This is a genomic window from Vibrio chagasii (assembly GCF_024347355.1).
Lineage (GTDB): Bacteria > Pseudomonadota > Gammaproteobacteria > Enterobacterales > Vibrionaceae > Vibrio > Vibrio chagasii.
In genome coordinates this window covers 12,961-27,931 of the sequence record NZ_AP025465.1, presented here as the reverse complement: position 1 = coordinate 27,931, position 14,971 = coordinate 12,961, and the positions used below count along the sequence as shown (strand labels likewise).

Here is a 14,971-nt window from a genome sequence, read left to right as displayed (position 1 = left end):
ACGCGTGAATAATAAGGGTTAGAGGATCTGTGCTATCGCACAATGTTAAACAATTGTTTAAAAAATGTATTGAAATTCATCTTACAGAGGTACAGACTAAGTTAACTGGTCTTACCAGGTATTCTACAATAATAGAAAGACAACAAGATTCTCTCAAACAATCGTGGATTGTATGTCATGGAGATAGACAATGATTTACCAAGCTAACACCCTACAGGTAAAGGAATTACAAGATGGCATTGCAGAATTAAGCTTCTGTGCTCCAGCCTCTGTAAACAAACTCGACCTTGCTACTTTAGAATCACTAGACAAAGCGTTAGACGCTCTTAAAGCTCACGCAGGACTACGTGGTTTAATCTTAACTTCAAACAAAGACGCGTTCATTGTAGGCGCAGACATCACTGAATTTCTTGGTCTATTTGCTAAGCCAGAATCAGAACTTGATGAATGGTTAAGATTTGCAAACTCCATCTTCAGCAAGCTAGAAGACCTTCCTGTTCCAACTCTTTCAATGATGCGCGGCCATGCCCTAGGCGGCGGTTGTGAATGTGTATTGGCAACTGACTTCCGTATCGGTGACAAGACCACCAGCATTGGCTTACCTGAAACCAAACTTGGCATCATGCCTGGCTTTGGTGGTTGTGTGCGCCTGCCTCGCGTTATTGGTGCTGACAGTGCAATGGAAATCATCACTCAAGGCAAAGCATGCCGAGCTGATGAAGCACTAAAAATTGGCTTGTTAGACGCGATTGTAGAAACAGACCAACTGCTAGAGTCGGCAATCAATACCGTTTCTCTGGCTGCTAATGAAAAACTAGACTGGCAATTACGCCGCAAACAGAAAACATCAGCATTATCGCTAAGCAAACTCGAAGCGATGATGAGCTTTACCATGGCGAAAGGCCTCGTTGCTCAAAAAGCTGGCCCTCACTACCCAGCTCCGATTACTTCAGTCATTGCTATTGAAGAAGCGGCACGAAGCGATCGTGATGCTGCACTCGATATCGAACGTAAACACTTCATCAAGCTAGCGAAATCTGAAGAAGCCAAAGCGCTGGTTGGTCTGTTCCTAAATGACCAATACATCAAAGGTCTTGCTAAAAAAGCAGGTAAGTCAGCAACCAAAGACACTCAACGTGCTGCTGTACTAGGTGCAGGCATCATGGGTGGCGGCATTGCTTACCAATCTGCGCTGAAAGGCGTGCCAGTGATGATGAAAGACATCGCACAAGCATCGCTTGACCTTGGTATGAACGAAGCGTCTAAGCTATTGAATAAGCGCCTATCTCGCGGTCGCCTAGATGGCTTCAAGATGGCAGGCATCCTGTCTTCGATTACTCCAAGCTTGCATTACGCTGGTGTTGAGCAATCAGACGTTGTCGTAGAAGCCGTGGTGGAGAATCCAAAAGTAAAAGCCGCGGTACTGAGCGAAGTGGAAGGCCTAGTCGGTGAAGACACTGTACTGACCTCAAATACTTCTACGATTCCTATCAACCTGCTAGCGACATCTCTGAAACGCCCAGAAAACTTCTGTGGTATGCACTTCTTTAACCCAGTGCACCGCATGCCTTTGGTTGAGATCATCCGTGGCGAGCACACTTCAGAAGAGACGATTAATCGCGTTGTGGCTTACGCAGCGAAGATGGGCAAATCCCCTATCGTTGTAAATGATTGCCCAGGCTTCTTCGTTAACCGTGTACTTTTCCCTTACTTTGGCGGTTTCAGCATGTTGCTACGTGACGGTGCTGATTTCACTAAGATCGATAAAGTCATGGAGCGCAAGTTCGGTTGGCCAATGGGTCCAGCTTACTTACTAGACGTTGTAGGTCTAGACACTGCACACCACGCACAAGCTGTGATGGCGCAAGGTTTCCCAGAGCGTATGGGCAAAGAAGGTCGTGATGCGATTGATGCACTTTACGTTGCTGAAAAATACGGTCAGAAAAACGGTAGCGGTTTCTACACATACAGCGTAGACAAGCGTGGTCGCCCGAAGAAGACATTCTCTGAAGACATTCTTCCTATCTTGGCTGACGTATGCCAAGCACCACAAGATTTTGATGACCAAACAATTATCCAACGTGTGATGATTCCAATGATCAACGAAGTCGTGCTTTGTTTAGAAGAAGGCATCATCGCAACACCGCAAGAAGCGGATATGGCACTGGTTTACGGTTTAGGCTTCCCTCCATTCCGAGGCGGCGTATTCCGTTACTTAGACAGTGTGGGTATTGGTAACTTCGTAGAAATGGCGAAGAGCTACCAAGACTTAGGTGCAATGTACCAAGTTCCTCAACTATTACTTGATATGGCAGAGAAAGGCGAAAGCTTTTACGACGCTCAACAAGCAAGTTCTCTGTAACCCACATTTGGAAAAGGAATAGCAAAATGAATAATGTAGTTGTTGTTGATTGCCTTCGCACCCCAATGGGACGTTCCAAAGGTGGAGCTTACCGTCACACTCGCGCTGAAGATCTGTCTGCACATTTAATGAAGGGTATTTTAGAGCGTAATCCAGAAGTTAACCCTTCAGAGATCGAAGATATCTACTGGGGCTGTGTACAGCAAACACTAGAGCAAGGCTTCAACGTTGCACGTAACGCAGCTCTACTGGCTGGTTTGCCAATTGAGATTGGTGCTGTCACGGTTAACCGTTTGTGTGGTTCATCTATGCAAGCTCTGCATGATGCGACTCGCTCAATCATGGTTGGTGATGCGGAAATTTGCCTAATCGGTGGTGTGGAACACATGGGTCACGTACCAATGACACACGGTGTTGATTTCCACCCTGGCATGTCAAAGAACGTAGCAAAAGCTGCAGGCATGATGGGCCTAACCGCTGAAATGCTTGGCAAACTGCACGGTATTAGCCGTGAAGACCAAGATGCATTCGCTGCACGTTCACACGCCCGTGCACATGCGGCAACGGTTGAAGGTCGTTTCAAAAACGAAATTCTACCAACAGAAGGTCACGCTGCTGACGGTTCGCTGTTTACACTGGATCACGATGAAGTTATTCGTCCAGAAACGACGGTTGAAGGTCTATCTCAACTGCGCCCAGTGTTCGACCCAGCGAACGGTACAGTAACTGCAGGTACTTCATCAGCTCTATCTGATGGTGCATCGGCAATGCTTATAATGAGTGAAGAAAAAGCTAATGCACTGGGTCTTAAGATTCGTGCTCGCGTTAAGTCTATGGCTATCGCAGGCTGCGATCCTTCAATCATGGGTTACGGCCCAGTACCTGCAACTCAAAAAGCGCTGAAGCGTGCAGGTTTAACAATTGAAGACATGGGTGTGATTGAGCTGAATGAAGCGTTCGCGGCGCAATCTCTACCTTGTGCTAAAGACCTAGGTCTACTGGATGTGGTTGACGAAAAAGTGAACCTAAATGGCGGTGCCATTGCCCTAGGTCACCCTCTAGGCTGTTCAGGCTCTCGCATCTCTACAACGCTAATCAACCTAATGGAAGCGCAAGACGTGAAATACGGATTAGCAACCATGTGTATTGGTTTAGGCCAAGGTATTGCAACGGTATTTGAACGCCCATAGCACTCATCGACGGTAATTTTGTCGGATAATCTTAAGTGCAGCTATCTTTATATAGCTGCACTTTTTATTTCCAACTATCAGACAAACGATAGGTTCGTTCAGCAAACTCAATCAGGAGGAAAGTAGCCAACAATATCTATGCATAAAACGCATAGATTCAATGTTGATGTTTCATTTTTTTTTCTCCAACGATTCAACTAAAGTTACTTCAGTTTCCTAATATTTCTCCCATGGAGCAGATCATGTTTAAAGCACTTGTACTAAACCAAGAAGACAAAAAAACTATCGCATCAGTTTCTCAAATTGAAGAGTCTCAACTACCTGAAGGTAACGTGAAGATCGATGTAAGCTACTCTTCTTTGAACTACAAAGATGGTTTGGCGATTACAGGTAAAGGGCGCATTGTTCGCAACTTCCCTATGGTTCCTGGTATCGACCTTTCTGGTGTGGTTTCACAATCTGATGACCCTCGCTACAAAGCAGGCGACGAAGTGGTTCTAACTGGTTGGGGTGTTGGTGAAGGTCACTGGGGTGGCATGGCTGAGAAAGCAAGCCTAAACGGTGACTGGTTAGTGCCTATGCCTAAAGGTCTAGACGCTAAGAAAGTAATGGCGATTGGTACAGCAGGCTTAACAGCAATGCTTTGTGTTCAAGCAATTGTTGATGCAGGTATCAAACCTGAAGACGGTGAAATCCTAGTTACTGGCGCAAGTGGCGGTGTAGGTAGCGTGTCTATCACTCTACTAAACCAGCTAGGTTACAAAGTAGCAGCAGTAACAGGTCGAGCTTCAGAAAATGGTGAGCTACTAAAATCGCTCGGTGCAACTCGCATTGTTGAGCGTGCTGAACTAGAAGAGCCAGCGAAACCACTTGAGAAACAACTGTGGGCTGGTGCTATCGACACCGTAGGCAGCAAAGTACTTGCGAAAGTATTGGCACAAATTGATTACAACGGCGCGGTTGCAATCTGTGGCCTAGCGGGTGGCTTTGACTTACCAACGACGGTAATGCCATTCATTCTACGTAACGTTCGCCTACAAGGTGTTGATTCTGTTATGTGCCCTCGTGAAAAACGCATTAAAGCGTGGGAACAACTGGCTGAATTGCTACCTGAGTCTTTCTACGGCAGCGCGACAAAAGAAGTATCTCTAGATGACGCGATTCAAGCGGCAGAAGACATCACTAACGGTCAAATCACAGGCCGTGTCGTTATCAAGCTGTAATCGCTCGGACTCTAAAGTGCGACATGTAAAAAACAAAAGGGCTGATCATGATCAGCCCTTTTTGCTACTTGCTACCAACTCTTAAGTCTAGCCTAAACCGACATCAGCAATCCGCTTTTGAATTAACTCACCACACTCTTCTTTGACCACGCTTCTCAACCATTGTTGTGAGGCAGAAGAGTCACAGCGTGAATGCCAAATCAACGAGTAATCAAACGGCATAAACTCGAATGGCAGCGGCTTAACGACTAAGTCATAACGCTCTGCAACCAAGTATGCCAAATCAGCCGGTACCGTAATCACTAACGGCATTCTATCGACAATCGCCAATGCCGCTTCAAGGTGATAAGCACGCAGTACCATTTTTCGAGGTTGTTGATTGGCTAAAGCGTTGTCCAATAACGCCTTTACACCATCACTGATCGCAATCATCGCATGAGGTAAAGAGACATAATCCTCAAGGCTCAATGAACTGTCTGCCAAAGGGTGATTTTTAGAGAGTAAGCACGACACCCCGACAGGGCCAAGGACCTCTTGATGAAGTGGCGCAACACTGCCACTTGGTCGGCAAATCGCCATATCGACGCGCTCGGTACTAAGCTGCTTAAACAAATGCTCATGCTGCAGCGGGGCAAATTCCAAAGAGATATTTGGTGCTTGCTCATAAATCTTCGGCAATGCATAAGGCAAGATGGTTTGCATCGCGTAATCAGTGGTCGCAATTAGAAAGCGTTCGCTGCAATAGTAAGGGTCGAAATCACTAGGGCTAAGTAGTTGGCGGAATGATTCTAAAGGCTGATCAATTCGCTGACTGATCTCGAGCGCTTTTTTGGTCGGAATAAGATGTTGGCCCTGACGAGTAAACAGAGGATCGTTGAGCAGGTCTCTTAAGCGCCCGAGCACTCGGCTGGTTGCCGACTGACTCAAGTTAAGACGAAGCGCGGCCTGACTAACGCTGCCCTCTTCAATCAATACCTTTAAAGCGACCAATAAATTAAGGTCTCTACGATAGATGTCTTCTAATTCCACGCCACTTACCTAGCTGAATACAATGATCATTGTTCACTAACTTGTTTATAGCATGCTTTAGATAAAAAAAATCCCGCAATTACGCGGGGAAGCCCAAGAAAATTTGGGGATAGTGTCGGAATGTCGTATCGGAATTTGTTTGCTGTACTTAGGTTAGTGCTCTTGCTCTTCGGCTACACCCTGCCAACGGCGCATCTCAACCCAAATACCAATAATCGTTGCTACTATGCCAAAAATAGGCATCAGTGAGGTCTCTGTTGATGAGCGTAAAACTAACGCACAAAAAGAAATAAAACAGAGAACCGAATAAATTGTTAATCTATCTAATCCTGTCAACATCGCCACTCCTTAGCTAGTTGCCTTTGTTTCAAGTTGTTATCAACTTGTTAACTAAGTTATAGGAAATGATTCTGTTTGCCAAGCACTTATTGCATATTTTTTCTGCAGACGTATTATTCACACGTTAGATAGATATAGAGATACAAACCATGACATTCAAACCTGAACTGGCAACCCATACTTTAGAAGCTGAAGGCCTGCGTTGCCCAGAGCCAGTAATGATGGTCAGGAAGACAATTAGAAACATGCAGGATGGCGATGTGTTACTGGTAAAAGCTGACGATCCGTCGACCACTCGAGATATCCCGAGCTTTTGTCGATTCATGGATCACCAGTTGGTAGGCCAAGAGACAGAAACGCTGCCATACCAGTATTTGATCAAAAAGGGATTGGAGGCGTAACGCCCCACCGAGAATCAAACATCAAAAAAGCCGCTGGTACCTTATGTTCTCAAGCAGAACTCAGAGTACCAGCGGCTTTTTGTTTATTCATCTCTAGACTTGGTTTGCAGATAAACAAGCTGTTGTTGTAACGCTCGGATGTCTTTACGCATCGGAATAATATGCGCGACTCGAATCCAAGCCTCAACTGCAAGTCCAGTCATGATCATAGCGCCGGCGACCATTGGTAGCCACATGTCCGTCAGCACCATGCCTAATAGTGTAAGTGCAAGACCAAAGGTAAATAGATAGCTTTGGCTTTGTGGAGTAATACCCATATAACGCGTCAACATAATCATGCCCTCGTGTTCTTAACTCACAAGATTAAAATATCATGACAAGTATGACAGTTATATGTCCATTCGCTCGATAAACCCCACAATTCTGTAAGAGTATGACCTACAATACATTACTCCACTGGTTGAGTATAATAAGACTCAAAACACTCATGAGTAAAACGCAGCAGCGATAGCCAAACCAACAAATAACAGGGCTGTGATCTTACGAATCAGATCAAGTGGCATCTTATCTGCCGACAGCTTACCAATGATCACCACAGGTACGTTCGCCAGCAACATGCCTATGGTTGTACCCAGAATCACCCACGCCAAAGCATCGGCGTATTGTGCCCCTAGAATAGAAGTCGCAATCTGAGTCTTATCACCAATTTCAGCGATAAAAAACGCAATGAAGCTGGCGACAAAAGGACCACGGTTTGAAATTTGTTCGTCATCATCGAGCTTATCGGGAATCAGAATCCAGCCCGCCATTGCAATAAAGCTGACCACCAGCACCCATTTTAAAACTTCTGGCGATAAGTAATCGGCGACGACCACACCGAGCCATGCTGCAAGGGCATGATTGGCTATGGTGGCAAAGAAGATAGCCGCAATGATAGGTATCGGCTTGCGATATCGACTGGCTAATAAAAGGGATAGCAACTGGGTCTTATCACCGATCTCGGCTAAGGCGACAGTTGTAATTGAAATTGCTAAAACGCTCACGACATGCTCATTTGGGATGGAGATTATTATATTTAACCAAAGACAAACCTCGCGCCCCATCCCGGTTCACGATGCTTGTCTAAGGTCTTGCTAAGCGCCACCAAGGTGGTGGTTGCCTCGAACGCCATGATGATTTTGCATCAATTATGTTGACGAACGAACTCATTCACTAGGATATGAACAAGTAAGCTACTCCCCAAAGACCGCGAGATTCTAATCACCCACGTAGACAAAAACAAGTGTCAAACTTATCAAAATATCTACTTGCACCGAAAAACAAACATTAAAGGCAAAAAAATCCATTAAACGACATTTTAGACCACTAATTAAACAAGATTACCCCTACTCGCTTTACGAATATCTCGGTATACTCAGAGGTTATTTTTCTCATTCATTTAAAAGAATCGCGCGAACCTGACTATGCAAAAATACGATATCAAAACCTTCCAGGGAATGATCCTCGCGCTGCAGGATTACTGGGCTCAAAACGGTTGTACCATTGTTCAACCTCTAGATATGGAAGTAGGTGCAGGCACCTCTCACCCAATGACATGTCTACGAGCACTTGGCCCAGAGCCAATGTCTACAGCTTACGTTCAACCTTCTCGTCGTCCGACCGATGGCCGTTACGGTGAAAACCCTAACCGTCTGCAGCACTACTACCAATTCCAAGTAGCGCTGAAACCATCGCCAGACAATATCCAAGAGTTGTACCTAGGCTCACTAGAGGTTCTTGGTGTTGACCCACTTGTTCACGACATTCGCTTCGTTGAAGATAACTGGGAAAACCCAACACTAGGTGCATGGGGTCTTGGTTGGGAAGTATGGCTAAACGGCATGGAAGTAACTCAGTTCACTTACTTCCAACAGGTTGGCGGCCTTGAGTGTAAGCCTGTAACAGGCGAGATCACTTACGGTATCGAGCGTCTAGCAATGTACATCCAGGAAGTAGATTCAGTTTACGACCTAGTATGGAACGTTGCACCAGACGGCTCTAACGTAACTTACGGTGACATCTTCCACCAAAACGAAGTTGAGCAATCAACGTACAACTTCGAACACGCAGACGTAGATTTCCTATTCGGTTTCTTCGACCAGTGTGAAAAAGAGTGTAAAGAGCTGCTTGAGCTTGAGAAGCCACTTCCGCTTCCAGCTTACGAGCGCATTCTAAAAGCAGGCCATGCATTCAACATCCTTGATGCGCGCAAAGCTATCTCTGTAACAGAGCGTCAACGTTACATCCTTCGTATTCGCAACCTAACTAAATCAGTTGCTGAAGCATACTACGCATCACGTGAAGCACTTGGCTTCCCAATGTGCAAGAAGGACGAGGAGAAGTAATCATGGCTAAAGAATTTCTAATTGAACTGGGTACTGAAGAGCTACCACCAACGCAACTTCGCACTCTAGCAGAAGCATTCGCGGCAAACTTCGAAGCAGAGCTAAAAGGCGCAAACCTAGCGCACGAAGGCGTGAAGTGGTACGCAGCACCTCGCCGTCTTGCTTTAAAAGTAGCAGCACTGGCTGAAGGCCAAGAAGACAAAGTTGTTGAAAAACGCGGCCCTGCAGTTTCTGTGGCATTCGATGCTGACGGCAACGCAACAAAAGCGGCTCAAGGCTGGGCTCGTGGTAACGGCATCACGGTTGAACAAGCTGACCGTCTAGTAACAGACAAAGGCGAATGGCTTCTTTTCAAACAAGAAGTAAAAGGTCAAGCAACGTCTGAAATCGTTGTTGAGCTAGCGGCTAAAGCACTAGGTAACCTGCCTATCGCTAAGCCGATGCGCTGGGGTAACAAGACGACTCAATTCATCCGTCCGGTTAAAACACTGACTATGCTAATGGGCGCTGACCTTATCGAAGGTGAGATCCTAGGCGTAGCATCTGGCCGCACTATCCGTGGTCACCGCTTCATGGGTGAACAAGAGTTCACTATCGATTCAGCAGAGCAATACCCAGCGATCCTAGAAGAGCGCGGTAAAGTAATGGCTGATTACGAAGCGCGTAAAGCAATCATCCTAGCTGATTCGCAAAAAGCAGCAGCAGCGGTTGGCGGTAAAGCTGACCTAGAAGATGACCTTGTTGAAGAAGTAACATCTCTGGTTGAATGGCCAGTAGTACTAACAGCGAAATTTGAAGAAGAGTTCCTAAAAGTTCCTTCTGAAGCTTTGGTTTACACCATGAAGGGTGACCAAAAATACTTCCCTGTTTACGATGAAAACAAGAAGCTACTGCCTAACTTTATCTTCGTATCGAACATCGAGTCTAAAGAGCCTCGCCACGTCATCGAAGGTAACGAGAAGGTTGTACGCCCACGCCTTGCGGATGCTGAGTTCTTCTTCAACACTGACCGTAAGCGTCCTCTTATCGACCGTCTTCCAGAACTGGACCAAGCTATCTTCCAGAAGCAGCTTGGTACTATCAAAGACAAAACAGACCGCATCACTGAGCTTGCTGGCTACATCGCTGAACAAATCGATGCTGACGTTGAGAAGTCGAAGCGCGCAGGCCTATTGGCTAAATGTGACCTAATGACCTCTATGGTATTCGAATTCACAGATACTCAAGGTGTAATGGGCATGCACTACGCGACTCACGATGGTGAAGACGAGCAAGTTGCACTAGCACTTTACGAGCAGTACATGCCTCGTTTCGCAGGTGATGACCTACCAAGCACTGGTATCTCTTCTGCAGTAGCAATGGCAGACAAGCTAGACACTATCGTAGGTATCTTCGGTATTGGCCAAGCTCCAAAAGGTTCTGACCCATTCGCTCTACGTCGTGCATCACTAGGTGTACTACGTATTATCGTTGAAAACGGCTACAACCTAGACCTAACAGATCTGATCGCAAAAGCGAAAGAACTACTAGGCGACAAGCTAACCAACGACAACGTAGAAGCTGACGTTATCGACTTCATGCTAGGTCGTTTCCGCGCATGGTACCAAGATGCTGGCTTCAGCGTGGATATCATCCAGGCAGTACTAGCTAACCGTCCAACTAAGCCAACTGACTTTGACCAACGTGTTAAAGCGGTTTCTCACTTCCGTGAACTAGAAGCGGCAGAAGCACTAGCAGCAGCGAACAAACGTGTAGGTAACATCCTTGCGAAATTCGATGGTGAGCTAGCAGCAGATATCGATCTAGCCCTTCTTCAAGAAGATGCAGAGAAAGCACTGGCTGAAAACGTTGCTGTAATGACAGAAGCACTAGAGCCAGCATTTGCGACAGGTAACTACCAAGAAGCCCTAAGCAAGCTAGCAGCTCTACGTGAGCCTGTTGATGCGTTCTTCGATAACGTAATGGTTATGGCTGATGACGAAGCACTTAAGAAGAACCGTCTGACACTACTGAATAACCTACGTAACCTGTTCCTACAGATTGCTGACATCTCTCTACTGCAAAAATAAGTACGAGTGAGAAAGCTGTTCAAAGCGATGCTCTGAACAATGAAAGGTAAATACCCAAAGGGAAGCGAAAGCTTCCCTTTTTGTTTTTGTGAACCAAGCATTTGTTTGTAGAGGTGTTATTGATTAACTGAATGAATCAGCACTCAGACTGTAGAGGGCATTGTTTGCTATAACTGACCTGATTATTCAGGGGAAGGGAACAATGAAAAAAACAGTACTCGCACTTTCAATGCTTGCACTCAGCGCATGCAGCCAAACCAGCGACAACAACCTATTACTGACGATTGATAACGACACAGTTGTATTCGAATCAACAGGCAAAGGCACTGTGATCGCAGAACAGGAACTCGCTAAAGGTAGCTATACCTTCTCTATCAGCGATAGTAAAAACACCTGTGGCACCAACTATGCACTGGCGGAAGAGAGTCGCATTAAATTCAATAAACCCCTTCGCCTAGACGACTGCGCTGAGAAATCTGAGCTCGCTATTAAGGTCTTTCGCGCGAATACCTACCAATTTACACTCAACCCGCAAACCAACGAGTTAACGGTTCAAATAAAACCAAAACAGCAACAAGTCCAAAGCTTTGCTTGTCCGGTTCCTAGTGACGGGCCAACCACAATCAATGTTGCTCAAACCTTTGACGATGGCACCTTAGTCAGAGATGCCCTTTCCGGAATACAAACAACGGTCACTAACAGCAGTGTCACCATGCAACCAGCTGAAAGTAGCCAAGGCGTCTTATTACTAGAAAAGGTTGAGCCTGAAACCAAAGCAGATTTTAGTTGGGATAACGCTACGGTTTACTTCGTGATGACCGACCGCTTCCACAACGGCAACCCTGACAACGACAATAGCTACGGCCGTAGCCAAGACGGGCAAGATGAAATCGGCACCTTCCACGGCGGTGACCTAGCAGGCTTAACTGAAAAGCTCGACTACATTGAATCGCTCGGTGCTAATGCGATCTGGATTACGTCTCCCTTAGAGCAGATACATGGTTGGGTTGGCGGTGGTGACCGTGGCGATTTCAAACACTATGGCTACCATGGTTACTACCATCAAGATTGGACCAAACTTGATGACAACATGGGTACCGAAGACGAGCTAAAAACCTTCATCGATACTGCGCACAGCAAAGGCATTCGTGTCATCTGGGACATAGTCATGAACCACACTGGCTACGCTACCCTGGCCGATATGCAGGAGTTCGACTTTGGTAAGCTCAACCTGAGTGATGAAGAAGAAACAAAAAAGCTTGGTGAGAACTGGACAGATTGGCAACCCGAAAAAGGTCAGAACTGGCACTATTTCAACAACTACATCTCTTACGGTGACAAAGAAGCGTGGGAAAAATGGTGGGGCAAAGCCTGGCTGCGTAGCGATATCGGTGCTTACGACTCTCCGGGTTACAACAACCTGACCATGTCATTGGCGCACTTGCCTGATTTCAAAACAGAATCGACAGAAACCACAGGGCTACCGAATTTCTATCGCAACAAATCCACCAGCGCGACTGATGAACTCAAAACACCTCGTGACCACCTCATCACTTGGCTTTCAGACTGGGTACGTGAATACGGCGTGGATGGCTTTAGAGTCGATACCGCCAAGCACGTTGAGCTGGAAGCGTGGGCAGAACTGAAAAAGAGCACTAACCAAGCACTGGCTGAATGGAAACAGAACAACCCAGACAAAGCTCTAGATGACCTACCCTTCTGGATGACCGGCGAAGTATGGGCACACAGCGTGGTGAAGTCAGATTACTTCGCTAACGGATTTGATTCGATCATCAACTTTGAATTCCAGAGCGATATCGCCCCTAAAGCGCTTAAATGCCTATCCGATCTCGATGCTGACTACCTTCGCTATGCAGAGAAGATCAGCAGTGACAGCGAGTTCAACGTGTTGAGTTACTTATCCTCTCACGACACCTCACTATTCTGGACGCAGCACGGCAATGACTTTGCCAAACAAACCAAAGCCGCGAATGCGTTAATGCTGGCTCCGGGTGCAGTCCAGATCTATTACGGAGATGAAATAGCCCGTGACTTTGGACCAACAGGATCAGACCCAATGCAAGGCACTCGCTCAGACATGCCTTGGGAGCAAATCACCGGAGAGCATGCCGAGTTGTTAAAGCACTGGCAAGCACTCGGACAATTCCGCCAACGCCACCCAGCTGTCGCGCAAGGTAAGCACATCATCCGCAACAGCAAGGGATATTACGCCTTCGAACGTCAATACCAAGATGACAAGGTGCTAGTTGTGTATACCGGCTCGAAATAAGCCAGCAGGGTTAAACAGTCAAAACTCATGGAGAAGCTTCGGCTTCTCCTTTTTGATCTCAAAAACTAGTGTAATAAGCAAGCAGTTACTCATTAGCCAAACTTTATAGAAGTTTTTTACGTGTTAGAGCATTTGGCGCTATGCGTCGCAAAAACATTGCGGTATGTTCAAGGATTACACTGATGGCAGACATAAGGTCTGCCTTAATGACACATAACAAGCAATCACAATGAATTAGGTAAAATAAGTAATGCAGTTCTCTAAGTTTGGTGAAAAGTTTAATCGTTACTCTGGAATCACTCGTTTGATGGATGATTTGAATGATGGCCTGCGCACTCCTGGCGCAATCATGCTTGGTGGTGGCAACCCAGCCGCTATCCCAGCCATGCTCGATTACTTTAACCAAGCCAGTGCAGATATGCTCGCCAGTGGAGAACTCATCGCCGCCCTCGCCAACTACGATGGCCCGCAGGGCAAAGACAGCTTTATTAAATCTTTAGCGGCGATGCTAAAAGAGACCTATGGCTGGGACATCAGCGAAAAGAATATCAGCCTAACTAATGGCAGTCAAAGTGGCTTCTTTTACCTGTTCAACCTGCTAGCAGGCCAACAGCCAGATGGCTCACATAAGAAAATCCTACTGCCGATCGCACCGGAATACATCGGCTACGGCGATGCGGGAATTGATGACGATATCTTTATCTCTTACCACCCAGAGATCGAACTGCTAGAAAACCGCCAGTTCAAATACCACGTCGATTTCGAACAGCTAAAAGTGGATGACTCAGTCGCCGCTATCTGTGCGTCTCGCCCAACCAACCCAACCGGTAACGTACTGACCGACGAAGAAGTGCGTAAACTGGATAAGCTGGCGCGTAACAACAACATCCCACTGCTGATCGACAATGCTTACGGCCTACCATTTCCAAACATCATCTTTGAAGATGTGGAACCATTCTGGAATGAAAACACGATTCTGTGCATGAGCCTTTCTAAGCTTGGTTTGCCAGGAGTGCGCTGCGGTATCGTGATTGCGAGCGAAGAAGTCACTCAAGCACTAACCAACATGAATGGCATCATAAGCTTAGCGCCAAGCAGTGTTGGGCCAGCGATTGCCAATCACATGATTGAAAAAGGTGATCTATTGCGTTTAAGCAGCGAAATGATTAAACCTTTCTATAAAGAGAAGTCTTTGCGCGCTGTCGAACTGCTACAAGAAGCGATTGATGACCCACGTTTCCGTATTCACAAACCTGAAGGCGCTATCTTCTTGTGGCTATGGTTTGATGAACTGCCAATCACCACCATGGAACTGTACGACAGATTAAAAGCTCGCGGCGTGCTGATTGTTCCGGGTGAATACTTCTTTATCGGCCAAGAAGATGAGTGGGATCATGCTCATCAGTGCCTACGTATGAACTACGTACAAGACGATGAAGCAATGCAAAAAGGTATTGCGATTATTGCTGAAGAAGTGAAAAAGGCTTACGCAGAACAGTAATCAGAGCTTTTAGCTTACCGTAGACCAAATACAAAAAGAGCACCTCATAGGTGCTCTTTCACTTTTACTTCCCGATAGTTTTGTCACTTGAATACCCTAAATAATTGGGGGTTCAGCTAGGCGACTAGAAAATTCAGCCCTATGAGCATAGGGAACCTATGTGATTAGGGGGAATTTACGACG

12 protein-coding genes are annotated in these 14,971 nt (G+C 46.3%); 8 read left to right on the top strand and 4 right to left on the bottom strand.

Annotated features, from left to right (window positions below):
• Positions 1-190 precede the first annotated feature (190 nt).
• From fadB to acuI, 3 genes are all read left to right on the top strand, one after another.
• The gene (gene fadB / locus OCV52_RS00110; protein ID WP_137407581.1) at positions 191-2,362 is read left to right on the top strand and encodes a fatty acid oxidation complex subunit alpha FadB; all 2,172 of its coding nucleotides are present in this window, start codon (positions 191-193) and stop codon (positions 2,360-2,362) included.
• Between the two features lie 26 nt (positions 2,363-2,388).
• Positions 2,389-3,552: an acetyl-CoA C-acyltransferase FadA gene (gene fadA / locus OCV52_RS00105; RefSeq protein WP_102425459.1), complete on the top strand. Its 1,164-nt coding sequence runs from the start codon at positions 2,389-2,391 to the stop codon at positions 3,550-3,552.
• Positions 3,553-3,794: 242 nt separating this feature from the next.
• Positions 3,795-4,775 (top strand): acrylyl-CoA reductase (NADPH), encoded by a 981-nt coding sequence (acuI, locus tag OCV52_RS00100; RefSeq protein WP_137407580.1) that lies wholly within the window; start codon positions 3,795-3,797, stop codon positions 4,773-4,775.
• Between the two features lie 87 nt (positions 4,776-4,862).
• Here the strand turns inward: acuI and OCV52_RS00095 are convergent, their stop codons facing one another.
• Both OCV52_RS00095 and OCV52_RS00090 read right to left on the bottom strand, forming a co-directional pair.
• Complete coding sequence (locus OCV52_RS00095) at positions 4,863-5,804, bottom strand: LysR family transcriptional regulator (protein ID WP_137407579.1); 942 nt, start codon at positions 5,802-5,804, stop codon at positions 4,863-4,865.
• 153 nt (positions 5,805-5,957) lie between these two features.
• Entirely contained in the window at positions 5,958-6,143 is a 186-nt protein-coding gene (locus OCV52_RS00090) for a hypothetical protein (protein ID WP_004739241.1), read from the bottom strand.
• Between the two features lie 149 nt (positions 6,144-6,292).
• On the opposite strand from OCV52_RS00090, the gene tusA reads away from it, so the two are divergent.
• Positions 6,293-6,544 carry a sulfurtransferase TusA gene (gene tusA / locus OCV52_RS00085; protein WP_004739242.1) on the top strand — a complete coding sequence of 84 codons (252 nt, stop codon included), beginning with the start codon at positions 6,293-6,295 and terminating at the stop codon, positions 6,542-6,544.
• Between the two features lie 83 nt (positions 6,545-6,627).
• Here tusA and OCV52_RS00080 read toward each other — a convergent pair whose 3' ends face one another.
• On the bottom strand, positions 6,628-6,882 hold the full coding sequence (locus tag OCV52_RS00080; RefSeq protein WP_198778639.1) for a hypothetical protein: 255 nt from the start codon (positions 6,880-6,882) through the stop codon (positions 6,628-6,630).
• A gap of 147 nt (positions 6,883-7,029) precedes the next feature.
• Positions 7,030-7,587 (bottom strand): TMEM165/GDT1 family protein, encoded by a 558-nt coding sequence (locus OCV52_RS00075; protein ID WP_004739245.1) that lies wholly within the window; start codon positions 7,585-7,587, stop codon positions 7,030-7,032.
• 420 nt (positions 7,588-8,007) lie between these two features.
• On the opposite strand from OCV52_RS00075, the gene glyQ reads away from it, so the two are divergent.
• The 4 genes from glyQ to OCV52_RS00055 all read left to right on the top strand — a co-directional run bounded on the left by glyQ (position 8,008) and on the right by OCV52_RS00055 (position 14,788).
• Positions 8,008-8,928, top strand: a complete 921-nt coding sequence (gene glyQ / locus OCV52_RS00070) for a glycine--tRNA ligase subunit alpha (protein WP_008223226.1) — start codon at positions 8,008-8,010, stop codon at positions 8,926-8,928.
• Positions 8,929-8,930: 2 nt separating this feature from the next.
• Positions 8,931-10,997: a glycine--tRNA ligase subunit beta gene (gene glyS / locus OCV52_RS00065; protein ID WP_004739251.1), complete on the top strand. Its 2,067-nt coding sequence runs from the start codon at positions 8,931-8,933 to the stop codon at positions 10,995-10,997.
• Positions 10,998-11,199: 202 nt separating this feature from the next.
• Complete coding sequence (locus tag OCV52_RS00060) at positions 11,200-13,287, top strand: alpha-amylase (RefSeq protein ID WP_137407578.1); 2,088 nt, start codon at positions 11,200-11,202, stop codon at positions 13,285-13,287.
• 250 nt (positions 13,288-13,537) lie between these two features.
• Positions 13,538-14,788: a valine--pyruvate transaminase gene (locus OCV52_RS00055; protein WP_137407577.1), complete on the top strand. Its 1,251-nt coding sequence runs from the start codon at positions 13,538-13,540 to the stop codon at positions 14,786-14,788.
• Positions 14,789-14,971: the final 183 nt, after the last annotated feature.